Raw genomic sequence first — 24,042 nt, forward strand, 5'->3', positions numbered from 1 at the left:
TCATGACGAGACAACCCAAGATCACCTTCATCGGCGCCGGCTCCACGGTGTTCATGAAGAATATCATCGGCGACGTTCTGCAGCGTCCGGCGCTCTCAGGGGCGAAGATCGCGCTGATGGACATCAATCCGCAACGCCTGGAGGAAAGTTCGGTCGTCGTCAGCAAGCTGATTTCGACGCTGGACGTCAAGGCCACTGTCGAACTGCATTCGGACCAGCGCAAAGCCCTGGAGGGGGCTGATTTCGTCGTCGTCGCCTTCCAGATCGGGGGGTATGAGCCTTGCACCGTGACGGATTTCGAGGTCCCCAAGAAGTACGGGCTGCGGCAGACAATCGCCGATACGCTGGGTGTCGGCGGCATCATGCGCGGGCTTCGGACTGTTCCGCATCTCTGGCGGATCTGCGAAGACATGATGCAGGTCTGCCCCGAGGCGATCCTGCTGCAATACGTCAATCCCATGGCCATCAACACCTGGGCGATCTCGGAGAAATATCCCAGGATCAAGCAGGTGGGCTTGTGCCACTCCGTGCAGGGGACGGCCATGGAGCTGGCTCACGATCTGGATATTCCCTACGAGGAGATCCGCTACCGGTCGGCCGGTATCAATCATATGGCCTTCTTCCTGAAGTTCGAGCACCGCCAGGCTGATGGTTCCTACCGCGATCTCTATCCGGATCTCCTGCGCGGCTACCGGGAGGGGCGGGCGCCCAAGCCCACCTGGAACCCGCGCTGCCCGAACAAGGTGCGTTACGAAATGCTCACCCGGCTTGGTTATTTCGTCACTGAAAGCTCGGAGCATTTTTCCGAATACACGCCCTATTTCATCAAGGAAGGGCGCCCAGACCTGATCGAGAAATTCGGCATTCCGCTCGACGAATATCCGAAGCGTTGCATCGAGCAGGTGGAAAAATGGGAAGGGCAGGCGGCGGCCTATCGATCCGCCGACAAGATCGAGGTCACGCAGTCCAAGGAATACGCATCCTCGATCATGAATTCCGTCTGGACCGGCGAACCGTCGGTGATCTATGGCAACCAGCGCAACAATGGCTGCATCACGTCACTGCCGGACAATTGCGCTGCGGAAGTTCCGTGCCTTGTCGACGAAAACGGCATTCAACCGACCTATATCGGTGCCCTGCCGCCACAGTTGACGGCGCTGATCCGCACCAACATCAATGTGCAAGAGCTGACGGTTGCGGCCCTGATGACCGAAAACCGCGAGCATCTTTATCACGCGGCGATGATGGACCCCCATACGGCGGCCGAACTGGATCTCGATCAAATCTGGTCTCTGACCGACGATCTGCTGGCCGCCCATGGTGACTGGATTCCGGAATGGGCTCGCGTCTCGAAGAAGGTTCGAGCCGCCTGATTACGCCTTTGTCACTGACCGCGCAGCCTAGCCATCAGGCAAGTGCTGCGCGGTCGGCAACGATTTCGGTCCGCCTGCCTTGGTCTCCGCAGGATGCGCCAAGGGAGGCGGTTTCCCCCGTGTCCAATGAGAGCTTCTCCGCCTCTCTTCGAATTGCGAAAAGGCTCTCAATCTTTGTTTTTGCGCAAAACCGCTACGAAGTTTGCTGGGATTGCTTTAAGCGACGGCTGAGGTGGCGACGTCCATATCGACAGAGTCATCGAACTGAATGTTGCATCCCCAGGTGTCGATCAAACCGATCCAAAGCTCCATCTTCAACGCGCTTCCGAAATGCGCGTTCCAACCGGCGACGATTTGGTCGCTCAAGGTCTGAAACCGTGGCTGCAAGTCGTGGTCGCTGGTGGCGATCTTGATGACGACATCCGGTGCCGAGCCTGCCTTCACTGCGGTGGCGTTGAACGCCAGAACGGTGCACTGGTTCAACTCAACGATGATATCGTGGTCAGGAACTTCGAGGGTCTCTTTCACTGCTTCAAAGAGAAGGTTCAGCGCCGAGTGACTGTCGTCGAACAGCGTCTGCTGCGCCTCGGAAGATTTGGGGAGAATTTCAATATAGGCCATCCAGAACTCCGGCTATGCTATCAGTTTCGCGTCCGTCAGGCCGCGATCAGTTCTCGTTTTTCGCGATTTTTATCTCCATGAGCTCGATCGGGAAGCCGATGGATGGGTTCATGTCCATCTTGACCTCTGTCGAGTGATCGGAGGAGAGCTTGTCAGTGATCTGCCAGCCCAGTTTGGAGAGGCGTTCGAGTTCAGCGTCCATGTTCGGCGTCAGGAAGCCGACTTCGCTCAGGTGCCCGATCGGGGCGCCGCAGCCGGTCTCATATCCCAGTGTCTGCTTTTCGAGCGGCTGCATCAGTTCAAGATAGAATTCGTCATTGACCCAGGTCCCGCTCACGGCGGCTTCGCCTTTGAACAGGGAGCCCTGGACGCGTACAAAACCTTCTGCGCCGATGCCGAACGACTCCGTCAGCACTTTTTCGGTGCGGTCGATATCGTCCACCCGGATACAGACGTGGTTCATGATCAGCCTGTTTTCGCGGTGGCATTTTTCGACCAAGCGCATCATCCGGCTGTTGAAGGCCTCTTCTTTGTCCTGGGTTTCCATGGTGGCCTCCTCCAAGGCGGTGTCGTTTGAGAATTGTGAACGCTCACGATCGAGCCGGAGAAAGTTCGTGGAACCATTCCGGATGGTGGTGCAGACCTGTGTTCAGATGGACAGGCAGGCCCGACTGCGTTTCGAGCCAGCCATCCCCCATCTCATTTCCTGCGCTGGCATGCGCCGCAGTGCCTCCAAATGCCGGCACGATTGTTATCACGGAATGGCAATTCAACAATAACAAAAATATCACAAAATGACTGCGGCCGCTGACTTGTGCGGGCTGAAGACATAGATAACCGATGCTTAGCCGTGAAGTGGCACGCACGTCGCTGAAGTGAGAGGGTTATCACGAAGTCTCTGTGATAATTTATGGAGCTGCTCGTTGGGCGAGATAGGTGACAGGCACCAGAATGCCCACCACCTCTCGATGCAGTCCGATGATAAAGGGGGGGCGATCAAGGCGCGACAGTGCGCGCCGGCGGATCTCATCCAGAGCGACAAGATCGCCGGACTTCCTGCAGCTCCCGCCTGGCGGAGGCCATCGCGGTTTGTCACAGGTCTCCGCGCAGTTTGAAGTTCAGGCGGCGGACACTGCCCTTTGCCGTTCGACCTGTCTGGCGAGGATGCACATCAATTCGAAAGCCATGGTTGCGCCGACGATCGAGGTCATTCCGCCTACATCGAACGGCGGCGAGACCTCCACAACGTCTGCGCCGACAAGGTTCAATCCGTCGAGCAGGCGTAGCATCTGCTGTGCTTCCCTGGTGGAGAAGCCGCCGATTTCCGGGGTGCCAGTGCCTGGCGCCATGGAGGGATCGATCGAGTCGATGTCGAAGGTGACATATGTCGGAAGATCACCGACGATGGCGCGCACCTCCTCCATGACGGCTTCGGGGCCGCGTGCCGCAAATTCCTCCATGTAGATGATGCGAATGCCCTGCTGCTTTGCCCAGTCGTGCTCATCCGGCCCATAGATGGAACCGCGAATTCCGATCTGCACCACCCGACGGGGATCGAGAAGCTTTTCTTCAATGGCCCGGCGGAAGGGCGTTCCATGGGTGTACGGATTGTCGCCGAAATAGGTATCGTTTGTGTCGGAATGGGCATCGAAATGGATGAGCCCGACGGCGCGGTTCCGGGCGACTGCCCTGAGGACCGGTAGCGTCGTCAGATGATCGCCGCCGACGGAGAGCGGCAATGCACCTTTGGCGACGATATCCGCAATTCCGGCTTCGATCAGCTTCAATCCGTCGAGAAGATCGATCGGATTGACCGCGACGTCGCCGACATCGGCGATATTGGCGACCTTGTAAGGCTCGGTGCCAAACACATGGTGCGTGCTGCGCATTAGGCTCGAATAGTTGCGGACTTCGCGCGGGCCATGGCGCGCGCCGGCCCGATTGGTCGTGCCGCCATCCCAGGGGATACCGACCAGCGCTATATCCAGGCCTTCTGCCGATCCGACGGCGGGCAGGCGCATGAAGGTGGCATGGCCGGCAAACCGGGGCACCCGGGCCGCGTCAACGGGCTGATGAAACGTGTCTCTCATGATCAATTCCCAATTTCAAATTCTTCTCTGACGATCTCGACCATCTTTTCGACCGCATCGGCGAACAGCCATTCGCCCTTTTCCGCCGTCGATCCCTCTGTCATCGAGAGAACGCCCGATGGCGGGACTTCGATGGGAGGTCTGGGGAAGCGATCGTAAGGCCGGAACTGTGCCGGCCCATCGTGGAGAGAGCGGTCGAGATCGACGAGGTCCGGCCGAACGGCGAGCATCATCGAGGTCTCGATGACGCTCGCATGCTCAAGCTCGATGCCAGGATAACCATCCGGAAAGATCCGGGCGATCGTCTCGGGGCGCGCAAATTCCCAGTGATCCATCCGCAGGATGTTGAGGTCCTCCAGATTGGAGCGGCCGATGGCGTCGAGTGCGAGTTCGATGCCCTCGATCGACGGCCAGATATTCTCATAATGCCCGTTGACGACGACAACCCGCCGCACACCCTGGCGGAACAGCTCGACAATCACATCGCGCACCACGAGGGAGAAGGTTTGGGCAGACAAGTTGATGGTGCCCGGAAAGGCGGGGCCGCCACCGGAACGGGGCTGGGAACGGTTGCCATAGGGAATGGTCGGCAGCACGAGGCCTCCCACCTGGCGTGCAACACGTTCGCAGATCGCGGTGGGCAGGATGATGTCGACGCCGACCGCCATATGATGCCCGTGCTGTTCGGTCGAGCCGAGCGGCAGGAAGACCGGTGCCCCTTTCTCCACCATGGCCTTAGCCTCCGGCCATGTCTGGTCGGCCCAATAGACGCTATCTTTCATTGCATACTCCTCAATACATCGCCGCGCCGCTGTTCGGGCCAAGGCATTGTCCGGTAAAAAGCGTGGCACCGGGTCCCGCGAGAAACACGACGCTGGCTGCGACTTCTTCAGGTTTTCCGATCCTGTTCAGCGGATTGGCGACCTCCACGGCCTGTTGAGCCGCCGTGAGGTTGCCGAAATCCAGAAGCGGCGTATCGGTCGGACCGGGCGCAACAGCGTTGACGAGAATGCGGGGCGCAAGTTCGCGCGCCCATGACCGGGTGAGGGCCAGAAGTGCGGCCTTGGTGGCGCAGTAGACGGAGGCGTTGCTGCGGCCGAGATAGGCCAGTTCCGAGACGATGTTGATGATCCGCCCGCCCGTCGGCATGTGAGGCAGGCATTCCCGAGCGGCAAGGACGGCGCCCCGGACATTCACCGCAAACATGCGATCGAGATGGGCGGTGTCGATCTCACCCAATGCGCGCTCTTCGAGGATGCCGGCATTGTTGACGAGAATGTCGATCCTGCCCAGTCGGCCCGCTGCCGCAGCGATGGTTTGGGTGACATCGGCCTCGTCGGTCAGGTCGCAGGCCAGGGTTTCGAACCCGTCGCGGCCCGCTTTCAGATCGAGGCCGATCACCTGAGCACCCTCTGCCTGAAGCGACAGCGCGCTCGCCCGCCCGATGCCTCGGGCCGCACCGGTGACAATGGCCGTCCTTCCGTCGAGTGGCCTCACCATGGCACTTCTCCCCGATCGACTCCGAGGGACTGCCCTGTAATGTTGGCGGCACGGTCGGATGCCAGGAACAGGTAGGTTTCGCCCATGTCTTCAGGCTCCATGAGCCCGCTCAGCGCCTGACCTGCCACGACGTCGCGAAGCAGGCTCTCCTCATCCATGCCCCGAGCGGCGGCCATCAAACCGAGGGAGCGAATCGAAGCTTCGGTCCTGACCCAGCCAGGGCAGACCGCATTTACCCGGATCCCCAGTGGGCCGAGCTCTTTTGCCCAGGTCTTGGTCATGCCGATGATCGCGTGCTTGGACGCGACATAGGCATCGAACTGTGCTTCTGCGACACGCCCCCAGATCGAGGCGGTGTTCACGATGGCAGACCCCGGGCGCATCTTTGGAATGGCCCGGCGCGTTACGTTGCTCGTGCCGATGATGTTGACCTCGATCACGCGTTTGAAGGTCTCTTCCACCCGGTCGCTTTCTGAGATCAGGGGTGTCATCCGCTCATAGCCGGCATTGTTGATCAGGATGTCGATCCGGGAGATCGAGGACAGGGCCGTCTCCACCGCAGGCGCATCCGTGATGTCTGCCTGATGGGCACTGGCGCCGATCGTCCCGGCCGCCGCCACAACGCCGTCGTCATCCGCGATCAGGTGGATGTCGGCGCCTTCGGCTGCGAAGCTGGCTGCGACGCCCAGCCCGATACCCCGGCTTGCACCTGTAATCACCACCGTCTTGCCGGCAAACGACCCGCTCACAACATGTCCCCCGTCTCGTTTCTGATGAGGTGGAGAACATGGTTTCGCAGCTCGTAGAAGGCAGGCAGTTCGCGCGTTTCCAGGGTGCGCTCGGTACCCAGCTTCGCTGTGACATCGATATCCGCAACCACGCGGGCAGGGCGTTTCGAGAAGAGGATGATCCGGTCGGCGAGAAAGACGCCTTCCTCGACGTCATGGGTCACGAAGATGATGGTCTTCTGCTCACGGGCCTGGATCAGTCGCAATTCGACCTGCAGGCGCTCACGCGTCAACGCGTCGAGCGCGCCGAACGGTTCATCCATCATCAGTACCTCGGATCCTGCCGCGAGAGTGCGGGCAATCGCGACGCGCTGACGCATGCCGCCGGAAATCCTGTTCGGGTAGGACTTCGCAAAATCCTCCAGGCCGACCAGACCGAGATAGTGGTGTGTCCGTTCCGTCTTTTCAGCCGCAGTCAGATCCGTCCGGTACTTCATGCCGAAGCGGATGTTTTCCTCCACTGTCAGCCAGGGGAAGGACGAGTAGGACTGGAACACCATGCCACGGCGGCGATCGGGCTCTTCAACCGTCTCCGCCGACAGACGCACCTGTCCCTTGGACGGCGTGTCCAGGCCGCCGACCATCCGCATCAGGGTTGTCTTGCCGCAGCCGGAGGGGCCAAGGAAGACGACGAACTGCTGCCTGTCGATGGAGAGGCTGGTCGGTGTGATCACTTCGACCGGGCCGAAGGACTTCGAGACATTGTCGAACTCGAGATAGGTTTCGGTCATCATCGCCTCACAGGTAACGGAACATGCTGCGATGAAGCAGCCGGAGCAATTGGTCGGTCACCAGCCCGATGAGGCCGATCACAACGACGCCGGCGATGACCTCCGGTGTCTTGATGAAGCGGCGGGCTGTCCAGATCAGATATCCGATGCCGGAATCGGCGGCCACGATCTCGGCAATGATCAGGTAGGTCCAGCACCAGCCGAGCGTGATGCGGAGATTGTCGACGAGCGAGGGGGCCATCGATCTCAAGGCAACGTCCGTCATCACGTTGCGCGAACTGGCGCCGAGCGTTCTTGCGACCTCGACATATTCGTTGGGGACCCGGCGCATGTCGTCGGCGACGAAGAGAACCAACTGGAAGAAGGTTCCGAGCCAGAGAAGGAAGATCTTGGTGGTCTCTCCAACGCCGAACCAGATGATGGACAGCGGCACCAGCGCGGGAACGGGCAGATAGCGGATGAAATCGATCACGGGTTCCAGCGAGGCGCCGACGATGCGGTAGCTGCTCATCATGATGCCGATCGGGATGGCCATGGCGGCGGCGATCAGGAATGCGCCCCATACCCGGGCGAACGACACACCGACGTGATAAAGGAGGGACTGGTTGAGCAGCATGTTCCAGAGTGCGGAGAACACACGGCTGGGTGCTGGAAGAAACTGTGGGCTGACGAGGCCGCCGCGGGCTGCACCTTCCCAAACCAGCAGAAGAACCGCTGCCGCGATGACACCGACCGTGGCTTCTATGGCGGGGCTGGTCTTGCCCCTGAACTTGAATAGACCGGAAATCATGAGTTGCCGCCGATAAACGGTGCTTCGCGGACGGCTGTTGCCGCCCGGCGAAGACCTGGTTGGATGATCGGTTACTTGGCGCCGACGGTGCTGATGATCGAATTATCGATCTGGTCCGCCGCCACGAGCTTGGTGTCGGCAGCGCCGTTCTCGAGATTCAGGTCCATGAGCGTGTCGAAGATGTCACCCAGTTTGCCGAGCTTGCCATCGGTGCCCATGTAGCCCTTCGCCGTGGCGAGGTCCGTGTAGGCAAGGCTACCGCTTACCACGCTCGTCACTTCGTCCGCCGTGAGGCCGAATTCCGGGGCAACCAGTTCGGCGAACTGACCGGGCTCTGCCTTGATGAAGTCGATGGCCTCGTAAATGCAGGCCAGGAACTCGGCATACTTCTTCGGGCTGGCCTTCAGGTCGTCGTTGCGGGCGATGATGGCGTCGATGATCAGGCCCGGATAGTCCTTCGAGGTCAGCAAGGTGCGCGCGCCGACCCGCGAGGAATTCTGGACGGCCTGCGACATGAACGGCTCATACGTGGCGATGGCCGCGATCGATTCATCGCCGAAGACTGCAGCGGTATCCGCCGTGGCGATATCCTTGATCTGGAGGTCGCCCAGCGTCATGCCGGCCTGCTTGAGGGCCATCTGGAGCAGCAGGCGGGCGGGAATGTTGAGCTCGGAAGCGACCGCCTTCCCCTTTAGGTCTGCGACAGTCTTGATCTTCTCATCCGTGATGACCCCGTCGCCGCCGACGGACTCGTCAATCACCCCGATGATGACGCCGGGGGTATCCTTGTCGCGCGGGCGGCCCTGATATTCGCCCACCGACCGCATCTGGATCTCGATATCGCCGCGTGACATGGCGGCCATCACGTTGGCGAGATCGTCTTCGAACTTCATGGAGACATCGAGGTCGCGTTTCTCGAAGCAGCCGTTTTTCATGGCGACATGCACAGGCGCGAAGCCGAGCCAGGTGGGTGTCAGTACACGGATCTGTTCCGCCGCGTCGGCAAACGAGGCGGTTGACGACAATATGGTGGCGATGCAGGCAAGCTTGGTCAATCTGTTCATGGTCATTCCCCTTTTTGGTTTTATGAGGGGAAGCGTGCCACGCCACACATTGAAGTAAATCAAAATATTTGCGATCTTGTATCGAATATCTTCAATGTTGGGTGTTTCGTGCGCAGGCTGGACAATATCGATATCAGGCTGTTGCGGGTGTTTGTGGCGCTTGCCGATGCAAGGGGCTTCGCCGATGCGCAGATTGTGCTGAATTTATCGCAATCCACCTTGAGCACTCATCTTGCCGAGCTTGAAAAACGGCTCGGGGCGCAACTCTGCCTCAGGGGCAAACAGCAGTTCCGGCTGACCGAGGCCGGACAGGCAACCTATAACGCGGCGCAGAAGCTGTTTCTCGATCTCGATGAGTTTACCCGGCGGGTAGGGTCTGCGACCGGAAGCCTGGCGGGACGTCTGCGTCTGGGGGCTTCAGATGGAACCTTTACCAGCAAAACGCTGGGACTTCAGCACACCATCCGCCGCTTCCTGGCCGATGGGAAGGACGTCTTCCTGGAGCTGACGCTCGGCACGCCATCCGAGCTGGAGCAAAAGGTCGTGGATGGCGAACTCGATATCGCCATAGGTCCGCTGTCGCAGCGCGCGCCGACCGTGACCTACCGGGATTACGGGTCCGAGCCACACTCGCTGTATTGCGGTGCCGGGCATCCGCTCTTCGGCAAGGCCGATAGCGCCATCGATGCGAAGGACATTGAGAACAGCCGTTTCTGCGTTCGGCGCTATCGGCATTTCGACGATATCTACATGGTGGGGCATCCGAAAGCGAGCGCATCGGCCGTCGAGATGGAGGCTCAGGCGATGATGATCCTTTCGGGGCACTTCATCGGGTTTCTCCCTTGCCACTTTGCCGAGCCTTGGGTCGCCAAGCGTGAACTTCGAGCGATCAAGCCCAGCGCCTTCGACTTCGTTTCCACCCATCGCATCGCATTTCGGACGACAAGTGCCTCAAACGCTGTGGTTTCCGCCTTTCTTTCGGCAGCCGAAAGCTCCAGGCTCTCTTCCGTTTCCTGAGCAGCCGGTGGCCTCAGGCGATCGTGATGATAGTCCCGGCCAGATCGCTTCCTTTCCGCGTCCGGTGCTTCTGGCCCCGGAGCGAGCTCGAGCTTCGTTCCATGTCCATCAACAAGTTCATCGCCCGCTCCGCATAGCTGAGTGCTGCCGCCAGCGCGGTTTCGGCGGCGACGTGATCCTTGCGCCGCAGGGCTTCGAGGATCTCGATCAAGTGAATGTGGATCTTGCTGACAAATGCCGGGGATTCGAAAATGGCGTTTGCCGGTGGTGCGACATGAACCCAGGCATATTCGATCATCTCGATCAAGGCGCTGGATCCGCCGATGCGGTAAAGCTCCATCAGCATCGCATTGAAACGTTGGGCGTAGCCGGCAGTCCGGCCTTGGTCGATTTCCTGCCGGATGGCGTCTGCCTGAGCGAAGAGGACGCCGAGCTGCTGCGGCGTGATCCTTTGTGACGTCTTTTCGAGTGCCAACCTCTCCAGCCGCACCGTGACTTCGTAGAATTCGCTGAAGCGGCGCTGCGATATCACGGGTACGCGTGCGGACCGATTTTCCTCGATCGCCAGGGCGCCTTCGCTGCCCAGTCGTTTCAATGCGAGCCGAACCGGCATGGCGCTCACGCCAAATTCCGCCGCAAGGTTCCTGATCTTGAGCGTATGGCCGGCCGGCCATCGGCACTCCATCAGATCCTTGCGGATGGAGTTGTAGATCTGGTCGGCAATGGTTTCCTTGCCGGCCTCCGTGGCGCGCTGCTTATCCTTCATGTTTCCGGCTTTCCGTAGTGTAGACCTATCGACGGCATCGACCTGGTCTTCTCCTTCGACCATCGCACGAAAAACCGTGCTCCCCGACTTCGAACGCGACGATGCCTCGACAGGAAGAGCCGGCTTCCAGCTGGTGCGTTCAACGTTCGCCTAGAACGGGCCACCGAACTCGGCAGCCGCCAAGGCCTCGCCGAGTTTTTCCCGTCGCATGAAACCGACCGTCTGATGCTTGTCGTCAGAAAACGCCAAAACATTTGCGCCTTCGGCAAAGATGCGCGAGACGTCTTTGAGGCTGGTGTTCATCGGCACAAGTCTATCGGCAGCCTGGGGTTCGCCTCTCTCCATGAAACGCTCGACCTTGAAGACCCGGCCACGATCCACCTCGGCAGTAAAGGCACGAACATAATCGTCCACCGGGTTGCTCACGAGTTCTTCTGCCGTGCCGCATTGAACGAGGCGACCCCGGCGCAGAATGGCGATGCGGTCACCCACGCGCGCCGCTTCCTCGAAGTCGTGCGTCACGAATATGACTGCCTTTGCCAAAGAGGATTGCAGCCGTAGAACTTCGTCCTGCATTTCGCGCCGGATGAGGGGGTCGAGGGCCGAGAATGGTTCGTCGAGAAGCCAGAGCGACGGATTGCTGCACAGGCTGCGCGCAATGCCGACACGTTGTTGCTGGCCGCCGGACAGCTCGTGCGGATAGTGGTCTTCCTTGGATTTGAGACCGACCAGCTCGATCATCTCGAGCGCGGCCGCCCGGCGAGACCTTGCATCCTGCTTCTGAATTTCCAGCGGTAACTCGACATTCCCGAGGACCGTGCGGTGTGGAAGCAGCGCAAAGTTCTGGAACACCATGCTCATATGTTGCCGGCGCAGGGCCAGCAGTTCGGTGCGCGGCAGATTGGTGATCGGCCGCCCCTCATACCTGACTTCGCCGGATGTCGGCTCGATCAACCTGGTCAGGCAACGCAGCAGCGTTGATTTTCCCGATCCCGACAGTCCCATGACAACGAGGGTCTCGCCGCGTTCGACGCCGATGTCGATGTCGGCGAGTGCGACATAGGCGCCGGCCTTTTCCGCCAGTTCGATCCTCTCCTGGACAGACCGGTCCTCGTTGCCGAAAGCCGCGCCGCCGTCCCCGTATACCTTCCACAGTTTCTGACATTCGATAATCATTGCTGTTCTCCCGATTCGGCGACCTTGGAGGCCTGGAAGTGCCTGGCCTCGTTCAGCATGATGGGATCCGAGGATGTGTAACCACCGTCGACGACGATCGTTGCGCCACTGACAAAGCTCGCCTTTTTCGATGCCAGGAACCCGATGACATTGGCGACTTCGTCCGGTGTGCCATCTCTGCCCAGCGGGGTAACCGAGGCGGAGTCCGAGGACCCCTCATTGGTCATGTCGGTGGAGATCCAGCCTGGCGCCACCGCATTGACGCGGATATTCCGCGGGCCGAAATTGCAGGCGAGGCTGCGGGTGAGGTTGTTGAGCGCGGCCTTCGATGCAGCATAGGCCATGCTGGCATAGGCGCCGATCAGACCGTCGGTGGACGAAACCACCACGATCGAGCCGCCATCCACCAACGAGTTCTGCAGGCGAACCGACAGGCGTAGGATCGAGCTGACATTGGTTTCCAGCGTCCTGTCCCAGATGTCCTCGTCATATTCCGAGAAATCCTCGAATTCGATCATGCCGGCATTGAAGACCATGCAGTCGAACGAGACGCCGGAAAGCTCCTCAATGAACCGGTTCTGGCTGTCTTTCGAGCTCGTATCCAGTTGATGGAGGGTGACCTGTCGACCCAGGCTCTCGCCATAGGCAACGAGCCCTGCGGCGGCATCCGCTTTCGTCCGGTAGGTGGCGTGCAGGTCATAGCCTTCCCTGAGAAGGTGCTCTGCCGTCGCACGGCCGATGCCGCGCGAGCCTCCCGTGACCATTGCGACCGGCGTATCTCTTTGGATTTTCATCTGGTTCCCTCTCAGCAGGCCGTAGCGGCGTCGCCAAGCCTTCACATTGTTAAAACCATAAGAAGCACAAAAAAATCACAAATCAATAAGAAAAACGCGTCAATATCGGTATTTTTTCATTTTGGGATAATTTTGTGATTGACAGATTGCCTCGATCGGCTCTCACTTGGGACGCAGTGAAAAGGGGAACGTTAATGAAAAATCACCGTATCAAGTTGACCATAGCCATCGCGGCAGCGCTTGCCTCCTCAACCGGGATGGCCCTCTCCCAGGACGCCAAGTTCCAGGGCACCGTTCGGATCCCGGTCTACAACGTGCCTGACTCCGACTTTGTCGATTACACATTCGGCCAGGTTCTGCAGAAGGCCGGCTACAACGTCGAATATTTGAAGATCGATTACACGGCGCATTTCACCGCCCTGGAATTCGGCGATGTCGATCTGTCGCCGGCCGTTTGGGGCACCAGCAAGGATCTGATCGACAAGACGGTCGAGTCCGGCTCGGTCAAGAATGCAGGCTCTGCAGGTGTGAAGACCAAGGAGACCTGGTGGTATCCCAACTATGTGGGCGAGCTTTGCCCCGGTCTTCCCGACTGGAAGGCGCTGAAGGACCCGGCCTGCATCAAGGCTTTGTCGACATCGGCCTCAGGCGACCAGATCAACTATCTCGGGACGCCGCCCGACTTTGCAGCCTATGATGATGAACGCATCAAGGCGCTGGGTCTCAACGTTCACATCACGCTGCCGGGCACTGTGGGCACCATGGTTGCGACCATGCAGGGTGCGATCCAGAAAAAGGAACCGATCATCGGCTGGGGCATGACCCCCCACTGGCTCTACGGTTCCGACCAGGGCAAGTTCGTCGAGTTTCCGGAATACGATGATCGCTGCCCGACCGATCCGAGCTGGGGCGAAAACCCCGATGCGGTCTGGGACTGCGCCCTGTCGACCGGTGACATCGTCAAGCTCTACAATGTCGAATTCGCCGAGAAGGCGCCCGACGTGCTCAAGATCTTCGATCAGTTCAAGCTGACGTCGGACGACGTTGCGAAGGGAATTTCCCGCCAGGATGTCGACGGCGTGACGCCGGAGCAGGCGGCCCAGGAATGGATCGACGCGAATTCCGGGATCTGGTCGTCATGGCTGCGTTGATGGCAGGTTCAGAAGGCACGGCGGCTTCGGCCGCCGGCGCTTTGCGGGTCAATGGCACGAAAGTTCTGCTCTGGGCCGCGCTCGCTGTCGTGCTGATCGGCTATTTCGCCAGGGGAGCCTTGCCGGAAAGCCTGTATGTCTGGCCAGACGCCTATCGTATCCCGTTGCAGGCGACGGCCAACGAGTGGCTCGATCAGCTTCTCCGCCGTACGGTAATTTTCGATCAGCCGCTTCGGATGTGGACGCGCAGTTTCGGTGAAGTGCTGGGCGTGCCGATGCGGTTCATCCAGAGCGCGCTGGCGAACGGCTGGAACTACACGGATGCGAGTGGTGCCCGCGCGACGATTCCACCTATGCCCTGGCTTGTCGTGACGGCATTTTTTGCCGCGGCTGCCTGGCTGGCCGCCGGCTATCGCCTCGCCATCTTCACCCTTGCGACCTTCGCCTATTTCGCCGTTTTCGGATTGTGGAACGAGGCCATGCTCACGCTCGCATCGGTGTCGGTCACCATCGCTCTCGGGGTCGTGATCGGCCTTCTGGCGGGTATCGCGCTGTGGCGCTGGCCGCGGCTGGAGGCCGTGCTCAACCCGATCTTCGACATCATGCAGACGATCCCGCCTTTCAGCTATCTGGTTCCGGTGCTGGTGCTGTTCGGCTTCGGTCCGGTTGCGGCACTGGTGGCCACGATGATTTTCGCCCTGCCGCCCATGGCAAAGGCAACGGCCTATGCGCTCCGGCGCGTGCCCGTTTCGGTCATGGAGCTCGCGGACATGACGGGCGCGAATTTCTGGCAACAGCAGAGGAAGATCCTGATCTCGACAGCGCGGACGGATATCCTGCTTGGACTGAACCAGCTCGTGATGATGTCCCTTGCCATGGTCATTCTGGCGTCGATGATCGGGGCCGGTGGTCTCGGCGGCGAGGTCTTGAAGGCGCTGCAGTCACTCCGGTTCGGGCGTGGACTGGAAGCCGGCATCGCCATTACCCTGATGGCCATACACCTTTACAGTTTCGGCCATGCCATCGCCACCCGGCGTCCGTCCCATCAGGACGGCCAGGAGAAGCGAAAGCGGACCATCGTCTTCGGGTCCGTTGTCCTGCTTGCCGTCGTTCTGGCGCTTCTGGTTCCGGCCTTTCGTCAGTTCCCGGCAGCTTGGACGGTGTCGTCCTCGGACATCTGGTCGAAAGCCATCGTTTGGTTGAACGGGCATTGGGGATGGTTCTTCGAGGCCTTCCGGGCGACGACGACCTTCTGGATATTGCGACCGCTGCTCGGTGTCATGCAGGGCATCGGCTGGTTCCCGGCCGCACTGGGCATCGGTATCCTATGCCTCGCGCTTGGCCGGCCGCAGATTGCTCTGCTCTCCGTCGTGATCATCCTTGCGATCTCCGCCATCGGCTATTGGGAGCCGGCGATCATCACGCTGCATCTGGTCTTTGCCGGAACTCTGTTGTCTCTTCTGGTCGGCGTGCCGGTTGGCATGTGGGCGTCATCGTCGCGACGGGTCTACAAGTTTACCGACGCGATCGTCACGACACTGCAGACCCTGCCATCTTTCGTCTATCTGATCCCCATCGTGATGCTTCTCGGCCCGGGTGATGTCTCCGGTGTCCTTGCCATTGCCATCTATTCCATGGCGACGACCATCCGTTATGTCTCCCATGCCTTGAAGGAGGTGGACAAAGGCGTGCTGGAAGCGGCCGACATGTTCGGCGCGAGCTACTGGCAGACTTTCATGAAGGTGCGCCTGCCGCTTGCGTGGCCGGGGCTTTTGCTGGCCCTCAATCAGACGCTGATGATGGCCGTCGGCATGGTGGTCATCACGTCGCTCATCGGCACGCGGGGCCTGGAACTGGAGACCATCGAGGCCATTGCCAAGGTTCAGGCGGGTCGAAGCCTGGTTGCCGGTCTGGCCATCTGTGCACTCGCCATTCTGATCGATCGGATCATGAACGCGGCTGCAGAGAGCTGCTCTCCGGAAAAGTCACGAAAGGCAAAGGTGGCCTGATGAAAATCTTCACGCATGGTGCACATCGCGCCCACGAAGCGAAGTGCGAGCTCATTCCCGGTGAGCTCGTTCCGACGATCGAGACAGCCGATCGCATCGACCTTGTCTGGGACGTCCTTTCTGCGCGGGGTTTTGGCGCTCCAACCGATTGCCCGCGTTTGACGTCAGACGAACTTCTGTCCGTTCACGATCATGATTACCTGTCGTTTCTCGAAACGGCCTGGGACGAATGGGTGAAGAGCTATAGCCCGGATCTCGACGGTATCGCCTTCGTGTGGCCACACCGCAATCGCCCGCCACGCATACCGCAGGCGATCGAGGGCAGGCTCGGTTACTATTTCTTCGATGGAGTGAGCCCGATCACCGAGCATGTCTGGTCCGCGGCGACGGGGGCTTCCGGGGCTGCTCGTGCCGCAGCCAACCATCTGTCGGCGACCGGCGAGCCGACATTCGCCCTTGTGAGGCCACCTGGCCATCATGCCGGTCGAAACATGGGCGGTGGTACCAGCTACCTGAACCATACGGCCTTGGCCGCAGCCACGCTCGGATCGAGCGGCGCTCGTGTTGCCATCCTCGATGTCGATGCCCACCATGGCAACGGCACGCAGGACATCTTCTGGGCCAATCCTTCCGTGCTCACCGTGTCCATCCATGCGGACCCCGCTCACGACTACCCGTATTTCTCGGGTTATGCCGATGAGACGGGCGGCGGGTCGGGGGAGGGATTCAATGTGAATTTGCCCCTGGCGCCAGGTTCGACCTGGAGCACCTATGCGGCAGCGCTCGATGCCGCAAGTGGCCGGATCCGAGCATTTGCTCCGGACTTCGTCGTCATCGCGCTCGGTGTCGATGGCTACAGCGGCGACCCCTCCGGAAAGCTCGACCTGCAGGAGGAGGATTTCTCGCGCATTGGCGATGCGATTGCTTCGCTGAAGGCTCCGAAGATGTTCGTCTTCGAAGGTGGGTACGACAAGGCGGCGCTCGGAGACTGCGTTGCTCGCGTCCTCAAGTCCAATTCCATCCGGTGAGGCCTGAGATCATGGTGACCGGCTTCGGGAGAGAACCGCAGGCCGTACGCACCGGGTTGCATGTCCGCTTCCGGGAATGCCGTCGCGGCCGGTCCCTTAGGTCGATTTCCGTCCGCCGATGATGCTCTCGGCGATTGATGCTGCTGCGGCCACATGGGCGCGGCAGGCTGCCGCTGCGGCGTCAGGATCGTTTCTCTCGATACCGGCGAAGATCTCGCGAATTTGCGCGGGGCCCGACGTCGTTCGGTTTGTGGTCGACAGTGTCATGACGCGCAGGCGCGAGATGCGGCTGTTCAAGCGGCTGACGATGTCCCAGGCGATCGTGTGGCCGCCTGCGTAGAAAATGGTTCGATAGAAACTCGTCGTGGCATCGAGGATGCCAAGCGGGGAGTTCTGTCTGGAGGTTTGCTCAAGTTCATCGAGCGATTGACGCAACTCGTCCTTCACCCGGGCATCGGCCACCCGAGCGCAATCCGCAACGGCGGTCGCCTCGAGTGCGGCCCTGATCTCATAGATCTGGCGTGCGTCATCCCATTCCAGCCGTGCCACGATTGGCCCCTGCTTGGCGAGCATTTCGACAAGGCCTTCGGCCTCAAGGTGACGGATCACCTCCCGGATGACCGAGCGCGAAACGCCGAGCTGGTCGCAAAGCGTTCGTTCCACGAGCCGCGCACCCGGCTCGAACAAGCCGCTGATGATGGCGCGGCGCATGCGGTCGAGAGCGATCTCGCGCAAGGTGGCCGGCGGGGTTTCGATCCTGAGGGCGGCAAGGCTGTCGGCATTTTTGCTCATGCTTTTGCATAGTCGGTAAAAATGATTCCGGCAAGCCATTGACATCTGATATGATGGTATACCAACATACAGGCAGATGAGTTTGCAGGAGAGAATTGATGGCATCGCTGATCCGCAAGACGTTTCTTCAGATTGAAACGACGCATATCGAAGGCGGGAAAGAGGCTTCCGTACCGCTCAAGCTGATTGCGGCTCTGGCCGTCGTGAAGAACCCGTGGGCCGGTCGTGGTTACGTCGAGGACCTGAAGCCGGAAATTCATGCGGTTGCCCCGATCCTCGGCGAACTGTTGACGAAGATGATCATCGATACGGCCGGATCGGGTGAAGTCGTCGAGGCCTATGGCAAGTCGGCCGTGGTCGGTCTTGATGGTGAAATCGAACATGCGTCGGCGCTGATCCACACGCTCCGGTTCGGAAACCACTACCGCACGGCTGTCGGCGCCAAGTCCTATCTCGCCTTCTGCAATACGCGCGGCCCGGCCAATGCGCCGATCATGATCCCGCTGATGGACAAGAACGATGAAGGGCGCCGGTCGCATTACCTGACGATCCAGTGCGCCATCCCGGATGCGCCGGCAGCCGATGAGATCGTCGTTGCGCTCGGCGCATCGATCGGCGGTCGTCCGCATCACCGGATCGGCGACCGTTACCAGGATCTGAAGGAGCTTGGCCACGATGCTGCAAACCCTGCCGCGGTCTGAGACCCCTTCCGGTGTTGCCTATGTTGACCGGGGCCAGGGTGGTGAAACCTTGGTTCTGATCCATGGGGTGGGCATGCGGATTGAGGCCTGGGGGCCGCAGATCGAGCGCCTGTCCCGCGAGCATCGCGTGATTGCTGTCGACCTCCCGGGGCATGGGTTCTCTCGACCGCTCGATGCTGCGCCGGAGCTGCCCAATTTCGTTGCCTGGTTTTCAGGGCTGGTTGATGAACTCGGGCTCGACGCGGTGAGTGTTGCGGGACATTCCATGGGGGCTTTGATTGCGGCCGGATTTGCCGCAACGAAAGGTGACAGGCTTCGCCGGGTTGCGCTTCTGAACGGCGTTCACAAACGTACGCCGGCAGCGCGGCAGGCCGTGGAAGCTCGGGCGGATGAAATCGTCTCGGGAAATTTTGACCGGCAGGCCCCGCTGGAGCGGTGGTTCTCGGATGCGGAGAAGGATGGTGCCGCCTATCGCCTGGTGCATGACCTCCTGCAGGCGGTCGATCCCAAGGGCTATGCGGCGGCATACCGCGCTTTTGCCACGGGCGATGCCGTCTATTCGGATCGTTGGCCGCAGGTCACCTGCCCGGCGCTGTTTCTGACCGGCGATGGCGACAAGAATTCGACGGCCGAGATGGCCGAGGAGATGGCCAGGGCTGCGCCGCACGGGCGAGCGGTGGTTATCAGGGGCCATCGACACATGGTCAATCTCACGGCGCCGGAGGAGGCGAGTGAGACACTGGCCGACTGGCTCACCTGGCAGCCGGCGCGATGAAGGGATTGGGAGGAGTGACAATGAGTGATCCAAGAGCGCTTCGGGACGCCTTCGGCGCATTCCTGACCGGGGTGACCGTCGTGACGACGGTCTCTGACGAGGGCGCGCCGATCGGCTTTACCGCCAACAGCTTTACGAGCGTTTCGCTCGATCCACCGTTGCTTCTGGTCTGCCTGGCAAAGACCTCGCGCAATTATCAGACGCTGATGACCGCGCGCGGATTTGCCGTGAACATCCTCGCCGAGGATCAGAAGGATGTGTCCAATACTTTTGCGCGCCCCGTCGAGGATCGCTTTGCCGCAGTCGACTGGCGGGCCGGCCCGTTCGGTTCGCCGGTGTTCTCGGACGTTGCCGCCTGGTTCGATTGCTCGGCCCATGATCGTGTCGATGCCGGTGACCATGTCATTCTGATCGGCAAGATCGAGGCCTTCGAGAATTCGGGCAGGACCGGACTTGGCTATGCGCGGGGTGGATACTTCACTCCCGCTCTCACGGAGAAGAACCTGCTGGCCAATGTCGATGGCAGCCTCTGCCTCGGCGCGGTCGCTGAACGGTCCGGCGAGATCCTTCTCGTGCCCGATGGTGACGACGGCTTGACGCTGCCTTTCTTCGACAAGGCCGAAAGCGAGAGCATGGAGGCTTTGGAGGCGCACTTCACAGCCGAGATCGGCCTGTCGATCCGTACGGGCCTCCTCTACTCGATCTATGACGACACCAATGCCGGTCGTCAGCATATCGTTTACCGGGCGGCGCTCGGCGAGGGTGTGCCGAAGGTCGGGCAGCTGTTCCCCTTGCAGCAACTGCCCCTCGACAGGATCAAGGATTCAGCCGTTCGCGAGACCGTGAAGCGCTACGGGCAGGAAAGCATGCTCGGCAATTTCGGTATCTATTTCGGCAATCAGGAAAAGGGCCGCGTCCACGCCGTGGCCAAAAAAGGATAATCCGATGAAGTTCTCGCTTTTCGTTCATATGGAACGGCTAAACGCCAGCCAGAACCACGAGGAACTCTACGAGGAGTTCATCAAGCTTTGCGAGATCGCCGACAAGGGCGGCATGCACGCCATCTGGACCGGCGAGCATCACGGCATGGATTTCACCATCGCGCCGAACCCCTTCGTCAGCCTCGCCGATCTGGCAAACCGCTGCAAGAACGTGCGGCTTGGCACCGGCACGGTGATTGCGCCCTTCTGGCATCCGATCAAGCTGGCGGGCGAAGCGGCGATGACCGACCTCATCTGCGGTGGCAGGCTCGAACTCGGCATTGCCCGCGGCGCCTACAGCTTTGAATATGAGCGCCTGATGCCCGGCCTGGACGCCTGGGGTGCGGGCCAGCGCATGCGTGAGCTCATTCCGGCGGTCAAGGGTGTCTGGGCGGGTGACTATGCCCATGACGGCGAGTTCTGGAAATTTCCGGCAACCACTTCGGCGCCGAAGCCGGTTCAACAGCCACATCCGCCGATCTGGGTTGCAGCCCGCGATCCTAACAGCCATGAATTTGCTGTCGCCAACGGTTGCAACGTGCAATGCACGCCGCTCGCCAATGGCGAGGCCGAGATTGCCAGCCTGATGGAGCGCTTCAATGCGGCTTGCGAGAAGGCGCCGCAGGTGAAACGCCCGAAGATCATGCTGCTGCAGCATACCTATGTCGGATCGGACGAGGCCGATATCGCCCAGGCCGCCAAGGAAATCAGCACCTATTACAACTACTTCTTCGCCTGGTTCAAGAACGAGCGCCCGATCAGCCAGGGCCTGATCCAGACGCTCAGCGAAGAGGAACTGGCGGCCAATCCCAATCTGCTGCCCGAGAAGATGACGACCAACATGCCGATCGGCAATGCCGGAACCGTCATCGACCGCCTGAAGGTATACGAGGCCCAGGGCTGGGACGAATACTCGTTCTGGATCGACACCGGCATGAGCTTCGAGCGCAAGAAAGCTTCGCTCGAGCGCTTCATCGCCGATGTCATGCCAGCGTTCCGGTGAGGTCGATATGCAGCGGTTCCAGCAATACATAGACGGTGTCTTCGACGACGGTTCGGCACGGTTCGACAGCCTCGACCCGGCGACGGGCGCGGTCTGGGCCTCCATGCCGGAAGCCCGCGAAGCGGACGTCGATCGCGCCGTCAAGGCTGCCGAGCAGGCACTGTGGAACGGCGCCTGGCCGGCGATGACGGCGACCGCTCGCGGCAAGCTGTTGTATCGGCTGGCGGATCTCGTGCAGGCCAATGCTCCCCGCCTTGCAGAGCTGGAAACCCGCGATACCGGCAAGATCATCCGTGAGACCTCCGCCCAGATCGCCTATGTGGCCGACTATTACCGCTATTATGCGGGGCTCGCGGACAAGATCGAAGGCTCGACGCTGTCGATCGACAAGGCCGATATGGATGTCTGGACCCGGCGGGAGCCCGTTGGCGTCGTGGCGGCCATCGTGCCCTGGAACAGCCAGCTCTTCCTCGCGGCGGTCAAGATCGGCCCGGCGCTTGCTGCCGGCTGCACATTGGTGGTCAAGGCTTCGGAAGATGGTCCGGCACCTCTGCTGGAATTTGCCCGTCTCGTGCATGAGGCAGGCTTCCCCAAGGGGGTGTTGAACGTCATCACCGGTTTCGGTCCCTCCTGTGGCAGTGCGCTGACGCGCCATCCGGGCGTTGCCCATATCGCCTTTACCGGTGGACCGGCCACGGCTTCGCAGGTCGTTCGCAACTCGGCCGAAAACCTTGCCAGCACCTCGCTGGAACTCGGCGGCAAGTCGCCCTTCATCGTCTTTGCCGATGCCGACCTGGAAAGTGCCGCCAATGCGCAGGTCGCCGGTATCTTTGCGGCCACCGGCCAGAGCTGCGTCGCCGGCTCGCGGCTGATCGTCGAACACTCGGTGAAGGACGCTTTCCTCGCCCTGCTGAAGCAAAAGGCGGAAGCCATCCGCATCGGCACGCCGCTCGACATGGCGACCGAAGTCGGTCCGCTCTGCACGGCGCGCCAGCGCGCGCATATCGAAACCGTGGTCGCTGCTTCCGTTGAGGCCGGGGCGAAGGTCGTCACAGGCGGCTCGGCAGTCGAGGGTGACGGCTTCTACTACCCGCCCACGATCCTCGACTGCGATGGCGTGCAATCGCCCTCGTTCGAACAGGAGCTGTTCGGTCCCGTCTTGTCCGTCGTTTCCTTCACCAGTGAAGATCAGGCGGTCGCTCTGGCCAATGACACCCGCTACGGCCTCGCATCCGGCGTGTTCACGCAGAACCTGACACGCGCGCACCGCATGGTGAAACGCATCCGTGCCGGGATCGTCTGGATCAATACCTACCGTGCCGTCTCGCCGATCGCGCCCTTTGGTGGTTATGGCCAATCGGGTCATGGACGGGAAGGCGGGATGGCCGCAGCACTGGATTTCACCCGCACAAAGACCGTGTGGCTTCGGACATCCGACGAACCCTTCCCAGACCCCTTCGTGATGCGGTGACGGCGATGTTCTACGAGATCAGGACCTACAGGCTGAAGAACGGCGCCATCCCCGAATACCTCAAGGTGGTCGGCGAGATCGGCATCGCGATCCAGAAGAAGCATCTCGGCAATCTCGTCGGCTATTTTTCCTCGGAAATCGGGCCGATCAACGAGATCGTCCACATCTGGGGTTTCGAGAGCCTTGATGACCGCCAAGCTCGTCGCGCGCGTCTGATGGCCGACCCGGACTGGCAGGCCTTCCTGCCGAAGATCCGCGACCTCATCGTCACGGCGGACAACAAGATCATGTCACCCGCAGCCTTTTCGCCACTTGGCGGCACAAACCCCGCCTAGGCACGCAGTCTCACAAGCGATCCATCGCTTTTCTCAGGGAGGAGAAAACATGAAGAAGCATCTGATTATCGCCCTCATGGCAACCGCCGCAGCCTTTGCCGGCCCGGCGCATGCCGCCGACATGGTGTTCACCAGTTGGGGTGGAACGACCCAGGACGCTCAGAAGACGAACTGGGCCGATCCGTTCACCGAGCAGACCCAGATCAACGTCGTGCAGGACGGCCCGACAGACTACGGCAAGATCAAAGCCATGGTCGAAGCCGGCAATGTGACCTGGGATGTGGTCGACGTCGAAGGCGACTATGCCGTCCAGGCCGGTGCCGCCGGACTTCTGGAAAAACTCGACTTCTCGATCATCGACAAGAAGATGCTCGATCCGCGTTTCGTGACCGACTACTCCGTCGGCAGCTTCTATTATTCCTTCGTCATCGGTTGCAACAAGGATGCCGTCGAGGCGTGCCCGAAGACCTGGGCGGATGTTTTCGATACCGCCAAGTTCCCCGGCAAGCGCGCCTTCTACAAGTGGTCAGCTCCCGGCGTGATCGAAGCTGCCCTGCTTGCTGACGGCGTTGCGGCAGACAAACTCTATCCGCTCGATCTCGATCGCGCCTTCAAGAAGCTCGACACCATCAAGGCCGACATCGTCTGGTGGGATAGTGGCGCCCAGTCGCAGCAGCTGCTCGCGTCTGCCGAGGCGCCTTTCGGCTCCTTCTGGAATGGTCGTCTGACAGCGCTCGCCCAAACGGGTGTCAATGTCGAGACCTCCTGGACCAACAACATCACCGCTGCCGATGCCCTCGTCGTTCCCAAGGGAACGAAGAACAAGGACGCTGCGATGAAATTTATCGCCCATGCGACAACCGACATGGCGCAGGCCCGCTTTGCCATGGAAACCGGGTATGCTCCGACCAATCTCGACTCCAATCTTCTGATGGATGCCGAGATCCGCAAAACGCTTCCCGACATGCAGGCCGAGACGCAGGTCAATGCCGACATGACCTACTGGGCCGAGCACCGTGATGAAATCGGAACACGCTGGTACGCTTGGCAGGCCCAGTAAAATCCCAAGCGCGACCGCAAGGTTGGG

Annotated in this window: 25 protein-coding genes; 12 read left to right on the forward strand and 13 right to left on the reverse strand. The window is 60.6% G+C overall.

Going from position 1 to position 24,042, the window contains the following annotated elements:
* The first annotated feature begins 2 nt into the window (after positions 1 to 2).
* Positions 3 to 1,373 (forward strand): alpha-glucosidase/alpha-galactosidase, encoded by a 1,371-nt coding sequence (gene melA / locus DMY87_RS14730; protein ID WP_110792384.1) that lies wholly within the window; start codon positions 3 to 5, stop codon positions 1,371 to 1,373.
* Between the two features lie 216 nt (positions 1,374 to 1,589).
* Here melA and DMY87_RS14735 read toward each other — a convergent pair whose 3' ends face one another.
* The 9 genes from DMY87_RS14735 to DMY87_RS14775 all read right to left on the reverse strand — a co-directional run bounded on the left by DMY87_RS14735 (position 1,590) and on the right by DMY87_RS14775 (position 8,957).
* Positions 1,590 to 1,994 carry a hypothetical protein gene (locus DMY87_RS14735; RefSeq protein WP_110792385.1) on the reverse strand — a complete coding sequence of 135 codons (405 nt, stop codon included), beginning with the start codon at positions 1,992 to 1,994 and terminating at the stop codon, positions 1,590 to 1,592.
* 46 nt (positions 1,995 to 2,040) lie between these two features.
* Complete coding sequence (locus DMY87_RS14740; protein WP_110792386.1) at positions 2,041 to 2,541, reverse strand: VOC family protein; 501 nt, start codon at positions 2,539 to 2,541, stop codon at positions 2,041 to 2,043.
* A gap of 571 nt (positions 2,542 to 3,112) precedes the next feature.
* Positions 3,113 to 4,084, reverse strand: coding sequence for an agmatinase (speB, locus tag DMY87_RS14745; RefSeq protein ID WP_110792387.1), 972 nt, complete (start codon positions 4,082 to 4,084; stop codon positions 3,113 to 3,115).
* A gap of 2 nt (positions 4,085 to 4,086) precedes the next feature.
* Positions 4,087 to 4,866, reverse strand: coding sequence for a creatininase (locus DMY87_RS14750; RefSeq protein WP_110792388.1), 780 nt, complete (start codon positions 4,864 to 4,866; stop codon positions 4,087 to 4,089).
* A gap of 10 nt (positions 4,867 to 4,876) precedes the next feature.
* The gene (locus DMY87_RS14755; RefSeq protein ID WP_110792389.1) at positions 4,877 to 5,584 is read right to left on the reverse strand and encodes an SDR family NAD(P)-dependent oxidoreductase; all 708 of its coding nucleotides are present in this window, start codon (positions 5,582 to 5,584) and stop codon (positions 4,877 to 4,879) included.
* A complete protein-coding gene (locus tag DMY87_RS14760) occupies positions 5,578 to 6,333 on the reverse strand; it encodes an SDR family NAD(P)-dependent oxidoreductase (RefSeq protein WP_110792390.1) in 756 nt (251 codons plus the stop codon). The genes DMY87_RS14755 and DMY87_RS14760 overlap by 7 nt, the downstream gene beginning before the upstream one ends.
* On the reverse strand, positions 6,330 to 7,103 hold the full coding sequence (locus DMY87_RS14765) for an ABC transporter ATP-binding protein (RefSeq protein ID WP_110792391.1): 774 nt from the start codon (positions 7,101 to 7,103) through the stop codon (positions 6,330 to 6,332). Before DMY87_RS14765 ends, DMY87_RS14760 begins: the two co-directional genes overlap by 4 nt.
* A 7-nt stretch (positions 7,104 to 7,110) precedes the next feature.
* Entirely contained in the window at positions 7,111 to 7,893 is a 783-nt protein-coding gene (locus tag DMY87_RS14770) for an ABC transporter permease (RefSeq protein WP_110792392.1), read from the reverse strand.
* A gap of 71 nt (positions 7,894 to 7,964) precedes the next feature.
* Positions 7,965 to 8,957: an ABC transporter substrate-binding protein gene (locus DMY87_RS14775; RefSeq protein WP_110792604.1), complete on the reverse strand. Its 993-nt coding sequence runs from the start codon at positions 8,955 to 8,957 to the stop codon at positions 7,965 to 7,967.
* Positions 8,958 to 9,065: 108 nt separating this feature from the next.
* Between DMY87_RS14775 and DMY87_RS14780 the strand changes: the two genes are divergently transcribed.
* Positions 9,066 to 9,974, forward strand: a complete 909-nt coding sequence (locus DMY87_RS14780) for a LysR family transcriptional regulator (protein WP_110792393.1) — start codon at positions 9,066 to 9,068, stop codon at positions 9,972 to 9,974.
* Between the two features lie 13 nt (positions 9,975 to 9,987).
* On the opposite strand, the gene DMY87_RS14785 is transcribed toward DMY87_RS14780, so the two are convergent.
* The 3 genes from DMY87_RS14785 to DMY87_RS14795 form a co-directional block, all read right to left on the reverse strand.
* Positions 9,988 to 10,740 (reverse strand): GntR family transcriptional regulator, encoded by a 753-nt coding sequence (locus DMY87_RS14785; protein WP_165826244.1) that lies wholly within the window; start codon positions 10,738 to 10,740, stop codon positions 9,988 to 9,990.
* Between the two features lie 150 nt (positions 10,741 to 10,890).
* Positions 10,891 to 11,916: an ATP-binding cassette domain-containing protein gene (locus tag DMY87_RS14790; protein ID WP_110792395.1), complete on the reverse strand. Its 1,026-nt coding sequence runs from the start codon at positions 11,914 to 11,916 to the stop codon at positions 10,891 to 10,893.
* Positions 11,913 to 12,710: an SDR family NAD(P)-dependent oxidoreductase gene (locus DMY87_RS14795; protein ID WP_110792396.1), complete on the reverse strand. Its 798-nt coding sequence runs from the start codon at positions 12,708 to 12,710 to the stop codon at positions 11,913 to 11,915. Before DMY87_RS14795 ends, DMY87_RS14790 begins: the two co-directional genes overlap by 4 nt.
* A gap of 194 nt (positions 12,711 to 12,904) precedes the next feature.
* Between DMY87_RS14795 and DMY87_RS14800 the strand changes: the two genes are divergently transcribed.
* Genes DMY87_RS14800 through DMY87_RS14810 form a run of 3 tightly spaced genes read left to right on the forward strand, consistent with a single transcriptional unit; the run spans position 12,905 to position 16,898 of the window.
* Entirely contained in the window at positions 12,905 to 13,861 is a 957-nt protein-coding gene (locus tag DMY87_RS14800; RefSeq protein WP_110792397.1) for an ABC transporter substrate-binding protein, read from the forward strand.
* Positions 13,816 to 15,870 carry an ABC transporter permease gene (locus DMY87_RS14805; protein ID WP_110792398.1) on the forward strand — a complete coding sequence of 685 codons (2,055 nt, stop codon included), beginning with the start codon at positions 13,816 to 13,818 and terminating at the stop codon, positions 15,868 to 15,870. The genes DMY87_RS14800 and DMY87_RS14805 overlap by 46 nt, the downstream gene beginning before the upstream one ends.
* Positions 15,870 to 16,898 (forward strand): histone deacetylase family protein, encoded by a 1,029-nt coding sequence (locus DMY87_RS14810; RefSeq protein ID WP_110792399.1) that lies wholly within the window; start codon positions 15,870 to 15,872, stop codon positions 16,896 to 16,898. Before DMY87_RS14805 ends, DMY87_RS14810 begins: the two co-directional genes overlap by 1 nt.
* Before the next feature lie 96 nt (positions 16,899 to 16,994).
* Here the strand turns inward: DMY87_RS14810 and DMY87_RS14815 are convergent, their stop codons facing one another.
* Positions 16,995 to 17,690, reverse strand: a complete 696-nt coding sequence (locus DMY87_RS14815) for a GntR family transcriptional regulator (RefSeq protein ID WP_110792400.1) — start codon at positions 17,688 to 17,690, stop codon at positions 16,995 to 16,997.
* Between the two features lie 98 nt (positions 17,691 to 17,788).
* Here DMY87_RS14815 and DMY87_RS14820 point away from each other — a divergent pair, with 98 nt between their 5' ends.
* The 7 genes from DMY87_RS14820 to DMY87_RS14850 are packed head-to-tail and all read left to right on the forward strand — an operon-like array spanning position 17,789 to position 24,015.
* Positions 17,789 to 18,391: an amino acid synthesis family protein gene (locus DMY87_RS14820; protein WP_110792401.1), complete on the forward strand. Its 603-nt coding sequence runs from the start codon at positions 17,789 to 17,791 to the stop codon at positions 18,389 to 18,391.
* Positions 18,366 to 19,166: an alpha/beta fold hydrolase gene (locus DMY87_RS14825; RefSeq protein WP_110792402.1), complete on the forward strand. Its 801-nt coding sequence runs from the start codon at positions 18,366 to 18,368 to the stop codon at positions 19,164 to 19,166. The genes DMY87_RS14820 and DMY87_RS14825 overlap by 26 nt, the downstream gene beginning before the upstream one ends.
* A 20-nt stretch (positions 19,167 to 19,186) precedes the next feature.
* Positions 19,187 to 20,107 (forward strand): flavin reductase, encoded by a 921-nt coding sequence (locus DMY87_RS14830; RefSeq protein ID WP_110792403.1) that lies wholly within the window; start codon positions 19,187 to 19,189, stop codon positions 20,105 to 20,107.
* 4 nt (positions 20,108 to 20,111) lie between these two features.
* Complete coding sequence (locus tag DMY87_RS14835; protein WP_110792404.1) at positions 20,112 to 21,149, forward strand: LLM class flavin-dependent oxidoreductase; 1,038 nt, start codon at positions 20,112 to 20,114, stop codon at positions 21,147 to 21,149.
* Positions 21,150 to 21,156: 7 nt separating this feature from the next.
* Positions 21,157 to 22,620, forward strand: a complete 1,464-nt coding sequence (locus tag DMY87_RS14840) for an aldehyde dehydrogenase (protein WP_110792405.1) — start codon at positions 21,157 to 21,159, stop codon at positions 22,618 to 22,620.
* Positions 22,621 to 22,625: 5 nt separating this feature from the next.
* Positions 22,626 to 22,955 (forward strand): NIPSNAP family protein, encoded by a 330-nt coding sequence (locus DMY87_RS14845; protein WP_110792406.1) that lies wholly within the window; start codon positions 22,626 to 22,628, stop codon positions 22,953 to 22,955.
* Positions 22,956 to 23,004: 49 nt separating this feature from the next.
* Positions 23,005 to 24,015 (forward strand): ABC transporter substrate-binding protein, encoded by a 1,011-nt coding sequence (locus DMY87_RS14850; RefSeq protein ID WP_110792407.1) that lies wholly within the window; start codon positions 23,005 to 23,007, stop codon positions 24,013 to 24,015.
* The last annotated feature ends 27 nt before the right edge of the window (positions 24,016 to 24,042 follow it).

It is taken from the genome of Peteryoungia wuzhouensis (assembly GCF_003205195.1).
Classification (GTDB): domain Bacteria; phylum Pseudomonadota; class Alphaproteobacteria; order Rhizobiales; family Rhizobiaceae; genus Allorhizobium; species Allorhizobium wuzhouense.

What these genes read in the sequence shown, in the direction of transcription:
- DMY87_RS14815 (WP_110792400.1), bottom strand. Translation starts at nt 17,690, where the DNA reads ATGAGCAAAAATGCCGACAGCCTTGCCGCCCTCAGGATCGAAACCCCG.
- DMY87_RS14755 (WP_110792389.1), bottom strand. Translation starts at nt 5,584, where the DNA reads ATGGTGAGGCCACTCGACGGAAGGACGGCCATTGTCACCGGTGCGGCC.
- DMY87_RS14845 (WP_110792406.1), top strand. Translation starts at nt 22,626, where the DNA reads ATGTTCTACGAGATCAGGACCTACAGGCTGAAGAACGGCGCCATCCCC.
- melA (WP_110792384.1), top strand. Translation starts at nt 3, where the DNA reads ATGACGAGACAACCCAAGATCACCTTCATCGGCGCCGGCTCCACGGTG.
- DMY87_RS14740 (WP_110792386.1), bottom strand. Translation starts at nt 2,541, where the DNA reads ATGGAAACCCAGGACAAAGAAGAGGCCTTCAACAGCCGGATGATGCGC.
- DMY87_RS14765 (WP_110792391.1), bottom strand. Translation starts at nt 7,103, where the DNA reads ATGACCGAAACCTATCTCGAGTTCGACAATGTCTCGAAGTCCTTCGGC.
- DMY87_RS14735 (WP_110792385.1), bottom strand. Translation starts at nt 1,994, where the DNA reads ATGGCCTATATTGAAATTCTCCCCAAATCTTCCGAGGCGCAGCAGACG.
- DMY87_RS14795 (WP_110792396.1), bottom strand. Translation starts at nt 12,710, where the DNA reads ATGAAAATCCAAAGAGATACGCCGGTCGCAATGGTCACGGGAGGCTCG.
- DMY87_RS14825 (WP_110792402.1), top strand. Translation starts at nt 18,366, where the DNA reads ATGCTGCAAACCCTGCCGCGGTCTGAGACCCCTTCCGGTGTTGCCTAT.
- DMY87_RS14810 (WP_110792399.1), top strand. Translation starts at nt 15,870, where the DNA reads ATGAAAATCTTCACGCATGGTGCACATCGCGCCCACGAAGCGAAGTGC.
- DMY87_RS14830 (WP_110792403.1), top strand. Translation starts at nt 19,187, where the DNA reads ATGAGTGATCCAAGAGCGCTTCGGGACGCCTTCGGCGCATTCCTGACC.
- speB (WP_110792387.1), bottom strand. Translation starts at nt 4,084, where the DNA reads ATGAGAGACACGTTTCATCAGCCCGTTGACGCGGCCCGGGTGCCCCGG.
- DMY87_RS14850 (WP_110792407.1), top strand. Translation starts at nt 23,005, where the DNA reads ATGAAGAAGCATCTGATTATCGCCCTCATGGCAACCGCCGCAGCCTTT.
- DMY87_RS14840 (WP_110792405.1), top strand. Translation starts at nt 21,157, where the DNA reads ATGCAGCGGTTCCAGCAATACATAGACGGTGTCTTCGACGACGGTTCG.
- DMY87_RS14775 (WP_110792604.1), bottom strand. Translation starts at nt 8,957, where the DNA reads ATGAACAGATTGACCAAGCTTGCCTGCATCGCCACCATATTGTCGTCA.
- DMY87_RS14805 (WP_110792398.1), top strand. Translation starts at nt 13,816, where the DNA reads ATGGATCGACGCGAATTCCGGGATCTGGTCGTCATGGCTGCGTTGATG.
- DMY87_RS14800 (WP_110792397.1), top strand. Translation starts at nt 12,905, where the DNA reads ATGAAAAATCACCGTATCAAGTTGACCATAGCCATCGCGGCAGCGCTT.
- DMY87_RS14750 (WP_110792388.1), bottom strand. Translation starts at nt 4,866, where the DNA reads ATGAAAGATAGCGTCTATTGGGCCGACCAGACATGGCCGGAGGCTAAG.
- DMY87_RS14790 (WP_110792395.1), bottom strand. Translation starts at nt 11,916, where the DNA reads ATGATTATCGAATGTCAGAAACTGTGGAAGGTATACGGGGACGGCGGC.
- DMY87_RS14835 (WP_110792404.1), top strand. Translation starts at nt 20,112, where the DNA reads ATGAAGTTCTCGCTTTTCGTTCATATGGAACGGCTAAACGCCAGCCAG.
- DMY87_RS14770 (WP_110792392.1), bottom strand. Translation starts at nt 7,893, where the DNA reads ATGATTTCCGGTCTATTCAAGTTCAGGGGCAAGACCAGCCCCGCCATA.
- DMY87_RS14785 (WP_165826244.1), bottom strand. Translation starts at nt 10,740, where the DNA reads ATGAAGGATAAGCAGCGCGCCACGGAGGCCGGCAAGGAAACCATTGCC.
- DMY87_RS14820 (WP_110792401.1), top strand. Translation starts at nt 17,789, where the DNA reads ATGGCATCGCTGATCCGCAAGACGTTTCTTCAGATTGAAACGACGCAT.